We start from the raw sequence: 17,635 nt of genomic DNA on the forward strand, positions 1-17,635 counted from the left end.
TCTATAATAAATCTATTCTTTTATTTTATGGTTTTATCCCCATACAGTCAAGCTCTTGACCTACTTTGATATATATATTCTATATTTTTCTTCTTTTCTTTAATAATCGATAACGTAAATAAAATTGAGTGAATAAAATTCCGAAAACCGGATAAAAAATAATCCCTACTAAACCAATTACTTCACGCATTCCCATTACTGAAGAAATTCCAAGTACAATACCAGATGCGACCATCGTCCACATTAGGACTGATAAATTATCCTGAAGACGTACGTTGTTATCTGCAAGAGAAGAAAAATGACTATTTTGCGTGTTGGCACTTTGGATAACACCAACGAGTTGGAATCCTAATAGCATCACAAGTAACGCATTGATGATAAAATTCCAATAATACTCTTGAGAAAATAATGCGACTACAAAACTAACAACCGACAGTTGTAATAATAAACTCATATATTGACTCGTACGAACGACCGTACGACTCACTAAATAGCGGTGACCACTTGGATTCTTTCCAACAAGTATCTTCAAAACAGCATCTAAATAAGAACGACGTTGGGCTTGAGGTTTATGAACCATTGGCACATCTACAAACAACGCATATAAACGATAAATTCGTTGCTGTCTTTCTAATTCCAATTCAATCATAGAATCGAAGCGGTATACAAAAGCCGCTTTCCCATAATAGTACTCGATAAAAATACTTAGAAGGATTGGAATCACTAAAAATACAAATGACCACGCTTCAGAAATCCATAAAAACATTCCGAAGAAGTTCGCTACTGCAATTAAGTAAATACCGAGTTTTTCTATCCATGTAAAATGAAGCACTCCACGATAAGCGTATTTCGTACAACGGAATAATAAATCTTTAAAGAGCACTTGTAAGAGGAATATCTTTGTGAACATACTCATATTCGTTCCAAAGGCTTGTGCTACGATTGGAAAGACAATTCCAGAGGAAGCCAGCATCACAAGTAGCGGAAGCGCCCAACTACGACGAATCGCTTTTTGTAAGTACGCCTTAAAGTCTTGCCCCACTACCGATAAAAAGATTCCATCGGCTGGTTCGAGCAACGTTGCTACACCGCCAAAGAATGGAACACTCGCTAGTAGAACTGCAAGTAACCCTAGTAAAGGCCATTCCAATACACGAATCGTTTGAATCCAATTCGAGTATTGCACCATGATAAAGCCAAATAAGAAAAATAAAACAATCAAGAAATGATCATTAAGCATATAGCGAATATACTTCATGCTTTTCTTTTGATATTTTCTTACCCTGGCCTCAAAAATTGTTGCACTATTCATGGGCATCATCCCCTGTCGTTAATGCAAAGTAAATTTCCTCTAGAGAATTTTCTTCAATATTCGAAGTTGCGCGTAAGCCTTCGATATCGCCTTGCGCAATTACTTTCCCTTCATGTAATACGATGAAACGATCACAATACTTCTCTGCCGTATCTAATACGTGCGTCGACATTAAAATCGCTGCGCCTTTTTCCTTTTTCTCTTTTAAGACTTGAAGTAAGGTACGAATCCCAAGTGGATCAAGTCCTAAAAATGGCTCATCAACCACATAAACAGGCACGTCTAGCATTAATGCACAGACGATGAGTACTTTTTGCTTCATCCCTTTTGAAAAATACGCTGGGAACCAATCCAATTGCTTCGTTAAACGAAATGCTTCCACGAGTTCCATTGCATGGGCCATTGTTTCTTCGTTCATTTGGTTATATGAACGAGCCACAAATTCAATATGCTCTCTAAACGTCAATTCTTCATAAAGAACTGGACTTTCTGGAATGACCGCAATCGACTGACGGTAGCCTCGTTGGTTTTCGAGGATACTAAGCTTCTCCACTTCCACTCTTCCGCTAAAAGGGGTAAGTTGCCCAATAATCGTTTTAATCGTCGTACTCTTCCCGGCACCATTGAGCCCGATAAGCCCACAAATTTCACCAGGATTTACATCAAAAGTGATGTCTGTAATGACAGGAACTTTTGTATATCCTGCAGTTACATTGTTTAATTGTAGTGACATATAATTTCTCCTATCTAACTATTCTCTTCATTATACCATAAAGCCAAAAAAGTGTGAAAGAACGCTATATAAATGCACTTTCTCAAATTCAGTAAACTATAATCGAGTGAATTCGTTCTAGGGACAAAATAACAAATCTCCGTTCTGCAATCCTTTCATTTCAAGGCTTTTTTTGATACGATAGAGGTACAAACTCAAGGAGGAAATACCATGACAGATTGTATTTTTGATAAAATTATTAATAAAGAAATTCCAGCACATATCGTGTATGAAGATGACGTAGTACTCGCGTTCCTTGACATTTCTCAAGTGACACCAGGACACACACTGGTTGTTCCTAAAAAACATGTTGCCAATATCTTCGAATATGATGAAGACTTAGCAAGCGCAGTTTTTGCACGTATTCCTAAAATTGCACGTGCCGTTCAAGCATCAAACCCAGATATTAAAGGATTAAATATTTTAAGTAATAATGGTGAATTGGCATACCAAAGCGTCTTCCACTCTCATATCCACTTAATCCCACGCTATACAAAAGAAGATGGTTTTGGATTAAAATGGCACCCAACAAATCCAAATTCAGAAGTATTAGCAAAAATTGCGCAATCAATCCGCGAACAAATGGAGGCATAATCAATGAGTAAATTTCTAAAAGGTTTTATTTTTGGTAGTGTCATCGGTGGTGTCGTTGCCTTATTAAACAACCCAAGAAGTGGAAAAGAGAACCGCGAAATCTTATCCAAACAGATTCAGGAAGTTAGTCAAGAAGTCTCCGTTATTCATAACGGAAAAGCAACCCTTGAAAGAGGCATTAAAGAAATCCAAGAAGTGATTGTTCCACAAACAATGGCAGTTGTGAACTCTATTCAAGAAGAAGTAACCAAATTCCAATTGGAAAATAAACCGCGCTTCAGACGTATTCAAGATAAAATTCAAACGTTACAAACACATCTAAACGAAATGAAATAGAAGGTCTACTCTTATGATAAAATTATTTGCATCGGATATGGACGGTACTCTCCTCACAAATCATGTAGAGATTCATAAAAACAACGTCAAAGCTATTCGCAAATTGCAAAAATTAGGAAAACACTTCATCGTTTGTACCGGACGTGATTATCTTCAAGCCAATTTTGCACTCGAGCAGGCAAATCTACATCTTCCTGTAATTGCGATGAATGGCGCTCAGATTTTCGATAAAAAACATGACATTATTTGGGAAGTAACCATTCCCCATGACACCGTCTATACCCTATTGGACTACTTCGATTCGATTGACTTGGATTGGCAACTTGTAACTTCTGAAGGAAACTTTAGAAAGAACTACGCTCTCTTTATCAACAAGGTAATTGAACGAAAAAAGGTGGAAAGAAACAATTTAACACCTGAGCAACTAAAGGAAGAAATTAAGCAGCTAAAAATTCTTTTAGAAGCAACCGATGTTACTACTGCTGAAGAAGTGCTATCGATTCCAAATATTAAAGTGTTCAAGATTATCGTATCACACGATGATGGACCTACTTATTTCAAACCTATTCGTGACCATATTGATCAAGTGCATCCAAACCTCGTGGTCACTTCCGCATTTTATACCGATTTGGAAATCAACCACAAAGATGCTCAAAAAGGCATTGCCGTTGCCCACTACGCCGAAACACTTGGATTATCCATGAAGCAAACTTTTGCTATCGGCGATAATTTTAATGATGTTTCGATGATTCATGATGCTGGAATCGGTGTTGCAATGGGAAATGCTCCAGAGGCAGTTAAAGCTGTTGCTGATTTTGTGACAGACACCAATGTTAACGGCGGTGTGGCAAAAGCGATTTGGCGTGTCCTTGAAGAAGAAAAATAATGATGATTCTCTTCTCTTTTATTAGAGAAGAGATTTTTTATTCAACGACTGCTATGTTATATAATGTAACATGAGATGAGAGTTGATTTTTGCATTTTCAGAAAATCTTCCATATAATGGAAAAACCTTTTAAATAAGGTAGATTTGGAGGAATATGTATGAACATAAAGAAATTTAGCTTGGGAGCTGTTCTAGTCACTCTATTGATGACTCTTCTATCCCTCGTTTCTCCGACAAATTCTGTAAAAGCAGAAACTAAAAAATATGTAATCGCAACAGATATTACATTCGCACCATTTGAATACCAAGATACAAATGGTGAATACGTCGGAATTGATATTGAATTAATGAAGAGTATCGCAGAGGCTGAAGGCTTCGCAGTAGAATTTAAGGCTCTTGGCTTTAATGCAGCTGTCCAAGCCCTAGAAGCTGGACAAGTAGACGCTGTTATGGCTGGAATGGGAATAACTGATGAACGTAAACAAAAATTCAACTTCACAGATAGTTACTATGACAGCGGAATCGGAATGGGAGTTTCAAAAAACTCTGACATCACAAGCCTTTCTGATTTAAAAGGAAAAAAAGTTGCTGTTAAATTAGGAACACAAGGTGCCACTTATGCTGAATCTATCAAGAGTAAATATGGCTTTACAATCACAACTTTTGAAGATTCATCAAGTATGTACCAAGATGTAATAGTAGGAAACAGCGACGCTTTATTTGAAGACTATCCAGTACTTGCCTACTCAATCACATCAAACAACTTACCTTTAAAAATGACAGACCATAACGAAAACAAAACAGAATATGGTGTTGCTGTGAATAAAGGTGAAAATGCTGAATTGATCACTGCTTTCAACAATGGTTTGAAAAAACTAAAAGAAAGTGGTAAGTATGATGAAATCATCAACAAATACACTACGAATGCTAATGAAAACACAGAAGCAACAAGCATTCTAGGTTTAATTAAAACAAACTGGAAAACTCTTGCAACTGGTTTATGGAATACGATTGTATTAACGGTTGTTGCTTTAATCTTTGCAAGTTTAATCGGTATTATCTTCGGTTTAATGAAAACAAGCCAAAACAATATCGTTCAAGCAATCGCAGGATTTTACATTGATATCATCCGCGGCGTTCCATTAATTGTATTAACGTTCTTCATTTACTTTGGAATTCCACAAGCCTTCGATATTACGATGCAACCATTCGTAGCAGGTGTTATCACCTTAAGTTTGAATGCTTCCGCTTATATCGCAGAAATTATCCGTGGGGGTATCCAAGCAGTTGATAAAGGCCAATACGAAGCTTGCATGAGTTTAGGTCTACCATATTCAAAAAGCATGCAAAAAGTTATCTTGCCGCAAGCGATTCGAATTATGGTTCCTTCATTCATCAACCAATTCGTTATCACATTGAAGGACACTTCTATCCTTTCAATTATCGGTATCGCCGAATTAACACAAACAGGTAAAGTCATCATCGCTCGTAACTTACAATCAAGTCAAATGTGGTTAATCGTCGGCGTGATGTACTTAATCGTAATTGTTCTATTAACGAAACTTTCAGCTCACTTAGAAAGGAATTTAAAATAATGGCTATTATCGAAGTTCAAAAACTACAAAAGAAATATGGCAACTTAGAAGTATTAAAATCCATCGACCTTTCTATTGAGGAAGGTGAAGTCGTTTGTATTATCGGACCTTCTGGTTCTGGTAAATCAACTTTTCTTCGTTGTTTAAACCGTCTTGAAAAAATTAATAGCGGTCATATCATCATTGACGGTCATGATTTAACAGATAAGAAAACTAACTTAAATAAAGTTCGTGAGGAAATCGGAATGGTGTTCCAACACTTTAACCTCTTCCCTCACCTAAGCGTTCTAGAAAATATCATTCTTGCCCCAGTGGAATTAGGTCGTGAGACAAAAGAAGCTGCAACAGAACATGCCATGGAACTCCTCGGCATGGTTGGCCTTGCAGACAAAGCAGATGTCTCTCCTAAATCTCTTTCAGGTGGTCAAAAACAACGTGTGGCTATTGCCCGTGCGCTTGCAATGAAACCAAAAATGTTATTATTCGATGAACCAACTTCAGCACTCGACCCTGAGATGGTTGGGGATGTATTAGAAGTAATGCAAAACCTAGCTAAAGAAGGAATGACAATGGTCGTGGTAACACACGAGATGGGATTTGCGCGTGAGGTTAGCGATCGCGTTATCTTTATGGATGGCGGTTATATCATCGAAGAAGGAACTCCTGCGGAAGTATTTGGTAACCCACAAAACGAACGTACTCAAAACTTCTTAAATAAAGTCCTTCACTAAAATTAAATACCAAATAGTAACGATCTTACTCCAAAGCACTTGGAATAAGATCGTTTTTTTTAGAAAAAACACTTCCTGCACTAGTATGACAATCACACTGGTGTAGGAAGTGTTTTAAAATTTCATTTATTAAAGAATCCGTAATACTTACTCTTTATCTTCTTTTGGTAGTAATACTTTACGTGATAAGTTAATACGTCCTTGCCCGTCGATTTCGATAACTTTAACCGTTACTTTATCGCCTAGAGCTAGTACATCTTCTACTTTACCAACGCGTTCGTGCGCTAATTCAGAAATATGAACTAATCCATCTTTTCCTTTAGCAATTTCAACGAATGCACCGAATTTTTCGATACGGCGCACTGTTCCTTCGTATACTTGTCCAACTTCGATTTCACGTGTTAAATCTTCGATGATTTCTTTAGCACGTTGAATCATAGCAGCATCTGTAGAAGCGATTGATACGTGACCTTCTTGGTCGATATCAATTTTAACACCTGTTTCGTCGATGATAGAGTTAATTGTTTCACCGCCACGTCCGATAACGACTTTAATCTTATCAGGGTGGATAGAAATCATTTCAATCTTAGGTGCATATGGGCTTAACTCTTTACGAGGTTCAGCAATTGTTGATGTTAATTCTTCAAGGATTTCAAAGCGTGCTTTCTTCGCTTGTGTTAGGGCTTCACGTAAGATTTGTTCTGTAATCCCTTGAATCTTAATATCCATTTGAAGAGCTGTAATACCGTCTTTAGTTCCGGCCACTTTAAAGTCCATGTCTCCTAAGTGGTCTTCTAACCCTTGGATATCTGTTAAGACTGTATAGTTTGTACCGTCAGAAATAAGACCCATCGCGATACCTGCTACTGGCGCTTTAATTGGCACACCGGCTGCCATCAATGCTAATGTTCCCGCACAAATACTTGCTTGAGAAGAAGAACCGTTTGATTCTAAAACTTCTGATACAAGACGGATTGTGTAAGGGAAGTCTTCTGGACTTGGAATCACTTGTTTCAATGCACGTTCCCCTAGCGCACCGTGACCAATTTCACGACGACCTGGGCTACCAGCACGACCAACTGAACCTACAGAGAATTGTGGGAAGTTGTAGTGGTGAATGAATCGTTTACCTTCTTCGATTCCTAATCCATCAATCACTTGGTATTCTCCAAGAGGTGCAAGTGTTGCTGAAGTTAATGCTTGCGTTTGTCCACGAGTGAATAAACCTGAACCGTGAACACGAGGTAATAAGTCGATTTCTGAAGATAACGGACGAATTTCGTCAATCTTACGACCATCAGGACGTACTTTTTCTTCAGTGATTAAACGACGTACTTCGTCTTTTTCTAAATTATCGACTAATTGAGAAACTTGTTTTAGAAGTCCAACTTTTTCTTCATTTTCTTCTAATACGGCTTCGAAGTGCTCGATAGCTGTTTCTTTTACTTTTTCAATGTTTGCTTCGCGCGCTAATTTTTCTTCTGTTTGAATCGCGTGAACCATGGCTTGGCTGAATAAATCTTTTACTTGTGCTTCGATAGCTGGATCGAATGAAAGTAAAGTCACTTCCATTTTTTCTTTACCAACTTCGCGAACGATTTCTTCTTGGAAAGCCACTAATTTTTTGATTTCTTCGTGACCAAATAATAATGCTCCAAGCATATCTTCTTCGTTCACTTCTTTAGCTGAACTTTCTACCATGTTGATAGCAGTTGCAGTACCGGCTACAGATAATTCGATATCTGAGTTTTCTTTTTGTTCAGTAGTTGGGTTAATCACGTATTCACCGTTTACACGACCTACGTCTACCCCAGCAATTGGTCCATCAAATGGAATATCTGAAATACATAATGCTAATGAAGAACCAAACATTGCAGCCATTTCTGGTGGGCAGTTAGGATCTACTGACATTACCGTATTTGTGATTTGTACTTCGTTACGGAAACCTTCCGCAAACATTGGACGAATTGGACGGTCAATAAGACGCGCTGTAAGAGTAGCATGTTCGCTTGGGCGACCTTCACGTTTGATAAAACCTCCAGGAATTTTACCAGCAGCATACATTTTTTCTTCATAGTTTACTGTTAACGGGAAGAAATCTGTATCTTTTGCTTGTTTTGTACCAACAGCCGCTGTTAAAACAACAGTATCACCGTAACGTACTAACACTGCACCATTGGCTTGCTTTGCTAATTGACCGATTTCAACTTGTAATTGACGTCCGCCCCAGTTATAGCTAAAAACTTTCTTTTCTGACATAACTAATCTCCTTTTCTCTTATTTACGTATCCTCCAGACCTACTTTTAGAAATGAAAACGTTCGACGCGTTCGAGCGCTTTTATTTCTAAAGTAAGGTGACTCCAGAAGATACAAAGTTTGTCATACAGAGTCATTTTACCATAACTGCCCATTAAGTACTATTTTTTTGTAAAAAAAACGAGTGAGTTATTCTCTTTTCTAGAGAATAAACTCACTCATCTTACTATCGTTATTTACGAATGAAGAAATTAAAGAGTGACTACATTTCCTTGTTCGAAAATAGTGAACTCTTTTGTTTCTAGGTTTGCTTCAAGACGTGCTTCGGCAGCACCAGAAGCATCTTTACGTGAAATCACTATTGTGTTCTCAGTTGGAGTTTCTACTTCAAAAGAACCTTCTAAATCAAACGCTTTTGATGTATTTCTAAAGCGTAATAAGTTGATTAGTTTTTTCACGACTGGACGTTCTACTTCACGGTCGATTTCTTCTAAAGTGTAATAATGACGGTTGATGTTACGACCTTCTTTTGAAGATTCTAATAACTCGATGTCATTTTCTCCAGCAAGTAATCCCACGTAGTAAATTTGTGGAATACCAGGCGCAAAACATTGCAACACACGTGATAATAAGTAACTTGCATCATCATTTCCTAAAGCACTGTAGTATGTGCTGTTAATTTGATAGATATCTAAGTTATTGTACTTTTCACTTGAGTAGATTCGTTTTACGTTGGCGCCTACATCGTATAATTTGTTTGAAGTGTAATCTAACTCTTCATCTGTTAATAAGTCTCTAGCATCCACGACACCGATTCCGTCATGCGTATCCAATGTTGTAAATTGCTTCATCGGACTCATTTGTAACCAGTTGGCTAATCGATTTGATTTCCCTGAATATAGTGAATATAACACTACCATTGGTAATGCAAAGTCATAAACGAAGTAATCATGGTCTGCAATCTTCATTTGAATTGAATAATGCTCATGAATTTCAGGAAGCAATTCTACTTGGTATTTCGCTGCTTCATCACGAACTTCATTTAATAAATCCCAAATATCTGGTTCTACGAAGAAGTCGTTTGTATCGAGTTTCTTTACTGCATAAGCAAATGCGTCTAAACGAATTAATGAGCATCCGTGACTTGCCATATCTTTAATCGTTTCACGAATAAACTCTTTCACGATTTCTTTACGAACATCAAGGTCGATTTGCTCTTCCCCGAATGTGTTCCATACTTCTTCAGTCGTTCCATCCGCAAAATGAACAGTTTGGAATGGCGCTTTATCTTTACGTTTATAAATCAAGTCGATATCCGCTTGGTTTGGACGTCCTTCTGGGAAGAACTCATGGATACGAATAAACATATCTTTGTAAGGTGAATTTTCGTGATTTTTTACAAAATCTTGGAAAAACTTAGACTCACGAGAAATATGGTTAATCATGAAGTCAAACATTAAATAATATTGTTCCCCTAGAGCATCCACATCTTCCCATGTTCCAAGTGTTGGATCTACACGAGTGTAGTCGCTTGGAGCGAATCCTCTATCCCCTGTTGATGGGAAAAATGGTAATAAATGGACCCCACCAATGGCGCCTTGGAAATATTTATCCAAAACGCCTTTTAAGTCCTTCATATTGCTTCCCATGCTGTCTGAGTAAGTGATCAGCATTGCTTCGTTTTTAATTTGCATGGAATTCACCGTGTCCCTTCATTCAATCGATTTAGTTTAATTTCCAAATGTCACGGTTGTAGTCTTCGATTGTACGGTCACTTGAGAAGAAGCCGGCCATTGCGATGTTTGTCACCACTTTAGCATTCCATTCGTCTCTGTTTTCGAAATCGCGATACATACGTTCTTTTGTTTCAATGTAATCTTCTAAGTCTAATAAGGTCATGAACCAGTCTTTTGTAGTTAACTCGTTGTATAGACGTTCTAGACGTTCTTTATTTCCTACTTCAAGTAAAGCGTCACTCTTCACGAATTCTACTAATGGACGGATTGCATCTCTCTTAGCAAACTCGCCAGCGTTGTAATCGCCTTTTTCATAGTGCGCAATGACTTCATTACTCTTTTCACCGAAGATATAGATATTGTCGTCACCAACAAGTTCGTGGATTTCCACATTCGCACCGTCTTCAGTACCAAGAGTTAATGCCCCGTTTAGCATGAATTTCATATTCCCTGTTCCACTAGCTTCTTTTGAAGCAAGTGAAATTTGTTCAGAAATATTACATGCTGGAATTAAGTGTGTTGCTGCTGTTACGTTGTAGTTTTCAACCATTACGACTTGTAAGTGTGGGCTTACTTCTGGGTCATTTGCGATTAATTCAGATAATGAAAGAATTAAATGAATGACGTCTTGCGCAATCACGTAAGCAGGTGCAGCTTTACCACCAAAGATAATTGTGATTGGTCTAGCTGGAATGTTTCCGCTCTTGATATCTAAATATTTATGAATCACATATAAAGCGTTCATTTGTTGACGTTTATATTCGTGCATACGTTTGATTTGGATATCAAAAATAGAATTTTCATTCACTGTGATGCCTTGCTTTTCTTGCAAGTAAACACTTAAACGTTTCTTGTTATCACGTTTAATCTTGTCTAATTTTTCGCGAACAATCGCATCATGACGGAAAGCTTTCAACGCTTCTAATTTAGAAGCATCCTTACGCCACTCTGTTCCAATTGTTTCATCTAATAATTTAGCTAGTTCTGGGTTGGCATGCATTAACCAACGACGGAATGTAATCCCATTTGTTTTATTGTTAAATTTCTCAGGATAGATTTCGTAGAAATTCTTTAATTCACTTTCTTTTAAGATATCTGTATGCAGTGCCGCAACACCGTTTACGCTATATCCGTAGTGAATATCCATATGCGCCATGTGAACACGGTCCTGTTCGTCGATGATGGCTACTGATGGATCTTCATATTTTGCTTTTACGCGAGCGTCTAATTCTTTAATAATTGGCACTAAATGTGGCACTACTTTTTCTAAGTATGCTAAAGGCCATTTTTCTAACGCTTCTGATAAGATTGTGTGGTTTGTATAAGCTGTCATTGCGGATACGATTTCCACTGCTTCATCAAATTCAATTCCACGTTCCCCAAGTAAACGAATTAATTCAGGAATCACCATTGATGGGTGCGTATCGTTAATTTGAACTGTTGCGTATTCCGCTAAGTCGTGTAAGTTACTTCCCTTAGCAAGTGCTTCGTCGATTAATAATTGAGCCCCATTACTTACCATGAAGTATTGTTGATAAATACGTAGTAAGTGTCCTGCTTCATCACTATCATCTGGATATAAGAATAATGTTAAGTTTTTAGCGATTTGAGTTTTATCAAACTCAATTGAATCACTTGAAACTAAAGACTCGTCAATTGAATCCACATCGAATAAGTGTAATTTATTTTTAGTTGATTGTTCATATCCTAAAACATCGATATCAAACATTTTTGAAGTCAATGTAAAGTCAGCAAACGGTACTTTATAAGAAGTTTCTGTTGGAACTAACCAGCTTTCAGGTGTTAACCAAACGTTCGGAACTGCATCTTGTTGGTTATCTTTGAATTTTTGTTCGAATAAGCCATAGTGGTAGTTTAATCCAACACCGTCTCCCGTTAATCCAAGCGTTGCGATGGAATCAAGGAAACACGCAGCTAGACGTCCTAGACCACCATTCCCTAAAGATGGTTCTAATTCGATTTCTTCGATTTCAGCTAATGAATGTCCAGCTTCTGATAGCACTTCTTTCACTTCATCGTAAAGCCCTAAGTTAATTAGATTGTTTGATAATAATTTACCGATTAAGAACTCAGCAGAAATGTAATACACTTTTTTCTTACCATTGTTTTGTGGTAAGGCTGCACTTTTTTCTTTCGTAAATTGTAATAATGCTAAGTAAACTTCTTCTTTTGTGCAGTCTTTTAAAGACTTTTCTAAGTTTCCTTCTACATATTGTTTAAAATTTTTCATTGTTCTCTCCTTTTTGGTTTGCGTGAGGTTACTTTTCTTCCTCTACTAACTCCTCTTCAATTTCCACTTCATCATGATGTGGGTTCGCACGATCATACAATTCAGTAATCCCAAGTAAGAATTCTTCTACAGCCTCTGTTAACTGCTCTGTGGTCATTCTCCATACCCAGTTTCCTCCGAGCGTACTTGGAATGTTCATACGAGCCGTCTCATCTAATTGTAGTAGATCTTGCATTGTTGCAACTGTCATTCGACTAACCGAACCATATAACCCACGTAGTAAAGCATAGCTAATTGGTTCCTCATCACGTCGATTTAAGTAACGATTACAAAATTCTCTTGTTTCTGTTGGAACCGACTTATACCATCCTAATACTGTATCATTATCATGTGTTCCTGTATAGGCAACCGCATTGACTGGATAATGATGAGGTAAATCTCCACTCTTAGGATTTTCACCCATAAATCCAAATTCCAGAATTTTCATTCCTGGGAAACCAGTAGCTTCACGAAGATTGATGACATCTTCATCCATAAATCCTAAATCTTCAGCAATAATCGGCAGATCTCCAATTTGTTCCTTTACTGCTTTAAACAAATCATATCCTGGGCCCTTCACCCATTTCCCAATTGTTGCATTTTCAGCCTCTGCTGGAATTTCCCAATAAGCTGAGAAACCTCTAAAGTGGTCAATACGAACCACATCAAACAATTCAAAGCTCGCTTTTAGTCGTTTGCTCCACCAAGTGAACCCATCTTCTTTCATTGCTTCCCAATTATAAATTGGATTCCCCCATAATTGACCTAGCGGAGAAAAATCATCTGCAGGACATCCAGCAACACAAAGTGGATTTCCTTCTGCATCAGTTTTGAAGTAATGTGGTGTTGCCCACATTTCCACACTGTCCGCAGCTACATAAATTGGCATATCGCCAATAATTTGAATAAAGTTGTCATTCGCGTATTTTTTCAAAGCATGCCACTGTTCATCAAATAAGAATTGTGTCACACGGTGATACTCTAATTTTTCTGCAAGACGTAAGCGATATTCTGCTAATGCATCTTTTTGACGACGTTTAATCGCTTCGTCGCTCCAAGCTGTCCACGGTTTCATATCAAAGAATTCTTTAATCGCCATGTACTCAGCAAATGGCTCTAACCATTCTGCTTTTTCTGCAACAAATTTTTCGTATGCAGGAGTTTTTCCTTTAGATAGAAAAGCAGCCACTGCTTTTTCTAAAACAGGTCGACGTTTTTCATATAATAATGCGTAGTCAACCGTTGTTTCTTCAGCGCCCCAATTCATCTCAACATCTTCTTTACTTAGAAGTCCTTCTTCTATTAAAAGATCGAAATCGATAAAGTTTGTATTTCCAGCAAAAGCCGAAAAAGATTGATATGGAGAATCTCCATAGCTAGTTGTTCCTAATGGTAAAATTTGCCAATAAGTCTGTTTCGTACGAACTAGAAAATCTACAAAATCAAATGCAGATTTACCGAAAGTTCCGATTCCATATTGACCAGGTAATGATGAAATATGCATTAACACACCTGATTCTCTATTGCTCATATATTTGATACCTCTCTCCTTAATCAGTATATTTATCCATGTAAGCGCAATAATTCGCGCAACCGTTTGCTTTAATATTAGAGTATTTTTTTTAATAAAACAAGTATTATTTTATAAGTTTTTAATACATCTTGAATATACAAGGATAAAATAAACTTAATTTCTATTTAATTCAACCAAAAACCACTTATATTCAGTATTTTTTATTCCTTTAATTTTTTTTAACAAAATACTTGCAAACGGTTTATGGAAGCGGTATACTAAAACCAGTTAAGAAATCGTTTGCGTAATCTACAACGAATTTTAAGGAGGAAAAATATTATGGCAAACAAATGGTTTAAAAAATCTTTAATGGTTGGCTTAGCTGGTTTAGCTTTAGCAGGCTGTGCAAGCGGAGGTAACCAATCAAACTCTTCTAATGGAGGCTCTGAAAGCAAAAAAGAATTTACTTTATATAGTAATAAGAGCGAAATCCAAGAAGCCCTAACAGCATATGCTAAAGAATGGGGAGACAAAAACGGAGTTAAAGTTAATATTAAAACTTGTTCTGGTTCATGTAAGATTTCTGACCAACTAAAAACTGAATTTACTGCAGGTACTGCACCAGACGTATTCGTAATTGAAGGTCAAGCTGGATATGATTTGTGGAAAGACAACCTACAACCATTAAAAGGTGACTGGATTGATAAAACTGAGTTTGAATTTAAACAAGGTAACGACGTATACGGATTCCCGGTATCTGTAGAAGGATACGGATTAGCTTACAACAAAGAAATCTTAACTAAAGCTGGAATTGATCCTGCTACTCTAACTTCTTTTGAAGCAGTTGAGAAAGCAATGGCTACTTTAGAAAGTAAAAAAGATGAATTAGGATTATCTACTGTTGTTGCTACAGCAACTAAAGAAGGTGAAACTTGGATCATGGGTATCCATGACTTTGGTGCTTACTTAAGTAGTGGTCTTCCAAACGGTGACCGTTCAGTAACAAACCAAGTACTAAAAGGTGAAATGGACAAAACTCGTTTAGAAAACTACACTAACTGGGTTGAATTACTATTCAAACATACTGATAAGAAACTCTTAACAGTTGGTACTCAAGAAGATATGGACTCAGCATTTGCTTCTGGTAAAGCTGCATTCCTTCACCAAGGTAACTGGAAAGATCCTAACTTAAAACAATTAAATGCTAACTTCGAAATGGGATTCATTCCTTATCAAACATTAGGTAAAGATAAAAACGCTGACGGATTATTCATCGGTGCTCCATCTTACTACGTAGTTAACAAAGACACTAAAGCTTTAGAATCTATCAATAAATTCTTCAACGATTTAGCTGATACTAAAGAAGGTCAAGACTACATCGTAAACAAAGCGAACATGATTTCTCCATTTGCTAACACTACTGAGAAACCATCTGCTCCATTATCTCGTTTCTTAGCAGAATGGGTTAGCGCTAAAAAACCTGTTTACTCATTTGACAACCCATACTTCATGCCTGACAACTTCTTAATGAACAAATTAGGACCAATTTACGGTCAATATGCTCAAGGTTCAATTGATAAAGCTAAATTCCAAGAATTAATTATCAACCAAATTAAAGAAGTACCAAGCTTGATTAAAAAATAATTAACAATATTGTAGTAAACAAACCCACAGCTGCCTTTTAGTGGCTGTGGGTTATGTGCTACAATAGGTATACATACAGGTGCTACCCCACCTGGAAATTCTCATAAAGGAGGAACTCTCTCATGTCTAAAAACAAGAAAGCCTTAAGCAGAGATGATCGTGCAAAACGCAATTTTTATAGATTAGTTTTACCAGCATTTATCATTTTTGCACTCGTTATTATTGTGCCTTTCTTCTTAGGGTTCTACTATTCATTAACCGACTGGAAGAGCGTTACACAAACCAACCTACAATTTGTAGGTCTAAAAAACTTTACAGAAAGTTTGGCTGACACTCGCTTCCAATATTCTTTAATGATTACTGTGATTTTTGCGTTATTCAACGTTGTCGTGGTAAACATTGTGTCATTTAGTCTTGCCTTACTTGTATCCAGCAAGATTAAATTAAAAGATATATTCCGCGCAGGATTCTTTATTCCAAACTTAATCGGGGGACTTGTTCTTGGTTATATTTGGCAATTCATCTATAACTCAGTATTCCCTGCTTTAGGACAATTAATCGGTAGCCAATTCTTAATCGATAACTTGTTCCTTGGAGATGTGAAATTAGCTGTGACTGCATTAATCATTACAAACACATGGCAATATGCTGGTTATATTATGATGATTTACTTTGCAGCTTTACAAAATGTACCTTCAAGTTTAGTAGAATCTGCTTCACTTGACGGTGCAAATGCATGGCAACGTCTACGTCACATTATCATTCCAATGGTAATGCCAGCGTTCACTGTATCGCTCTTCTTGACTATTACTAACTCATTCAAGATCTTCGATGTGAACTTCTCATTAACAGGTGGTGGTCCTTCACTACTATGGCATGACAAAGCCATTCAAAGTACTGAGTTTATTACAATGAACATTTATAATACTGCTTCAGGTGATAACTTAATGGCTTTAGGTCAAGCTCGTGCAGTTATCTTATTCTTTATCTTGGTAGTTATCAGCTTGATTCAAACTTCAATCACTAAACGGAAGGAGATTGACTTATAATGAAAAAACAAAAATTGGGAATCTTACTTCTAGAAATTTTAGGAGTCATCCTTTTCTTACTATTCTTGAGTCCAATCGTTCTTTTAGTGATTAACTCAGCTAAAAGCTCTGCTGACATTCTTTCAGATCCGTTAGCTTTACCTGCAAGTTTTGGTCAACTATGGACTAATATCGTTACAATTTGGAATAACCCTTCCATCAATTACCCATCATCATTTTTATCATCAACGATTATTACTGTGATTTCTCTTTTCACGATCACTCTATTTTCGGCTCTTGCTGCATGGGGACTTGTTCGTTTCCGTTCAAAAGCTTCGACAGTGATTTTCTTCATTTTCGTAGCTTCAATGGTTATTCCTTTCCAAGTCGTAATGTATCCACTTGTTACTTGGTTTAAAGTTTTAAGTGATGCGATTACTACCCCATTATTTGGATTTAGCTTATTACGTTCTTATCCAGGGATTATCTTAGCGTATACTGGTTTCGGTATGTCACTATCAGTATTCATGTTCCACGGATTCATTAAAGGGGTGCCTTTAGAAATCGAAGAAGCTGCGGAATTAGATGGATGTAACAAAATGCAAACATTCTTCTACGTAGTACTTCCAATCTTAAAACCCATCTACGTTACAATCTTAATCTTGAACGGTATCTGGATTTGGAACGACTTCCTATTACCACTTCTATTACTTGGTAAAGGAAATGCGATTCAAACATTACCAATCGCGGTATCAAACTTTGCCGGATCATTTACAAAACAATGGGATATGATTCTAACATCTACATTACTGATTATGTTACCAGTAATCATCTTATTCCTATTCGCTCAAAAACATATCATGAAAGGTATGGTTGACGGAGCAATTAAATCATAGTTCCTTAAATGCTCTGGGCGTGAAAATAACAGTTTTCATGCCCAG

14 protein-coding genes are annotated in these 17,635 nt (G+C 37.0%); 8 read left to right on the forward strand and 6 right to left on the reverse strand.

The features are described from left to right. Nucleotides 1-79 precede the first annotated feature (79 nt). Entirely contained in the window at nt 80-1,312 is a 1,233-nt protein-coding gene (locus ADH99_RS04040; protein WP_049555156.1) for an ABC transporter permease, read from the reverse strand. Beyond that, nucleotides 1,305-2,045, reverse strand: a complete 741-nt coding sequence (locus ADH99_RS04045) for an ABC transporter ATP-binding protein (protein WP_005606646.1) — start codon at nt 2,043-2,045, stop codon at nt 1,305-1,307. Before ADH99_RS04045 ends, ADH99_RS04040 begins: the two co-directional genes overlap by 8 nt. Before the next feature lie 210 nt (nt 2,046-2,255). Here ADH99_RS04045 and ADH99_RS04050 point away from each other — a divergent pair, with 210 nt between their 5' ends. From ADH99_RS04050 to ADH99_RS04070, 5 genes are all read left to right on the forward strand, one after another. After that, a complete protein-coding gene (locus ADH99_RS04050) occupies nt 2,256-2,678 on the forward strand; it encodes an HIT family protein (protein ID WP_049555157.1) in 423 nt (140 codons plus the stop codon). 3 nt (nt 2,679-2,681) lie between these two features. Continuing rightward, entirely contained in the window at nt 2,682-3,014 is a 333-nt protein-coding gene (locus tag ADH99_RS04055) for a YtxH domain-containing protein (RefSeq protein ID WP_049555158.1), read from the forward strand. 13 nt (nt 3,015-3,027) lie between these two features. Next, the gene (locus tag ADH99_RS04060; RefSeq protein WP_049555159.1) at nt 3,028-3,900 is read left to right on the forward strand and encodes a Cof-type HAD-IIB family hydrolase; all 873 of its coding nucleotides are present in this window, start codon (nt 3,028-3,030) and stop codon (nt 3,898-3,900) included. Between the two features lie 158 nt (nt 3,901-4,058). Then, on the forward strand, nt 4,059-5,495 hold the full coding sequence (locus ADH99_RS04065; RefSeq protein ID WP_049555160.1) for an amino acid ABC transporter substrate-binding protein/permease: 1,437 nt from the start codon (nt 4,059-4,061) through the stop codon (nt 5,493-5,495). Then, complete coding sequence (locus tag ADH99_RS04070; RefSeq protein ID WP_049555161.1) at nt 5,495-6,226, forward strand: amino acid ABC transporter ATP-binding protein; 732 nt, start codon at nt 5,495-5,497, stop codon at nt 6,224-6,226. The genes ADH99_RS04065 and ADH99_RS04070 overlap by 1 nt, the downstream gene beginning before the upstream one ends. A gap of 147 nt (nt 6,227-6,373) precedes the next feature. Here the strand turns inward: ADH99_RS04070 and pnp are convergent, their stop codons facing one another. The 4 genes from pnp to malQ all read right to left on the reverse strand — a co-directional run bounded on the left by pnp (nt 6,374) and on the right by malQ (nt 14,040). Then, on the reverse strand, nt 6,374-8,485 hold the full coding sequence (gene pnp / locus ADH99_RS04075) for a polyribonucleotide nucleotidyltransferase (RefSeq protein ID WP_049555162.1): 2,112 nt from the start codon (nt 8,483-8,485) through the stop codon (nt 6,374-6,376). Between the two features lie 249 nt (nt 8,486-8,734). After that, on the reverse strand, nt 8,735-10,177 hold the full coding sequence (gene gtfA / locus ADH99_RS04080) for a sucrose phosphorylase (protein WP_049555283.1): 1,443 nt from the start codon (nt 10,175-10,177) through the stop codon (nt 8,735-8,737). A 31-nt stretch (nt 10,178-10,208) separates the two neighbouring features. Further along, the gene (glgP, locus tag ADH99_RS04085; protein WP_049555163.1) at nt 10,209-12,470 is read right to left on the reverse strand and encodes a glycogen/starch/alpha-glucan family phosphorylase; all 2,262 of its coding nucleotides are present in this window, start codon (nt 12,468-12,470) and stop codon (nt 10,209-10,211) included. A 28-nt stretch (nt 12,471-12,498) separates the two neighbouring features. Next, nucleotides 12,499-14,040, reverse strand: coding sequence for a 4-alpha-glucanotransferase (malQ, locus tag ADH99_RS04090; RefSeq protein ID WP_049555164.1), 1,542 nt, complete (start codon nt 14,038-14,040; stop codon nt 12,499-12,501). Nucleotides 14,041-14,361: 321 nt separating this feature from the next. Here malQ and ADH99_RS04095 point away from each other — a divergent pair, with 321 nt between their 5' ends. The 3 genes from ADH99_RS04095 to ADH99_RS04105 all read left to right on the forward strand — a co-directional run bounded on the left by ADH99_RS04095 (nt 14,362) and on the right by ADH99_RS04105 (nt 17,590). Next, entirely contained in the window at nt 14,362-15,666 is a 1,305-nt protein-coding gene (locus tag ADH99_RS04095; protein WP_005606663.1) for an ABC transporter substrate-binding protein, read from the forward strand. 122 nt (nt 15,667-15,788) lie between these two features. Then, entirely contained in the window at nt 15,789-16,715 is a 927-nt protein-coding gene (locus ADH99_RS04100; RefSeq protein ID WP_005606664.1) for a carbohydrate ABC transporter permease, read from the forward strand. Beyond that, entirely contained in the window at nt 16,715-17,590 is an 876-nt protein-coding gene (locus ADH99_RS04105) for a carbohydrate ABC transporter permease (RefSeq protein WP_005606666.1), read from the forward strand. Before ADH99_RS04100 ends, ADH99_RS04105 begins: the two co-directional genes overlap by 1 nt. The last annotated feature ends 45 nt before the right edge of the window (nt 17,591-17,635 follow it).

The organism is Granulicatella sp. 572.rep1_STHE (genome assembly GCF_001073445.1).
GTDB classification, from domain to species: Bacteria; Bacillota; Bacilli; order Lactobacillales; family Aerococcaceae; genus Granulicatella; species Granulicatella adiacens.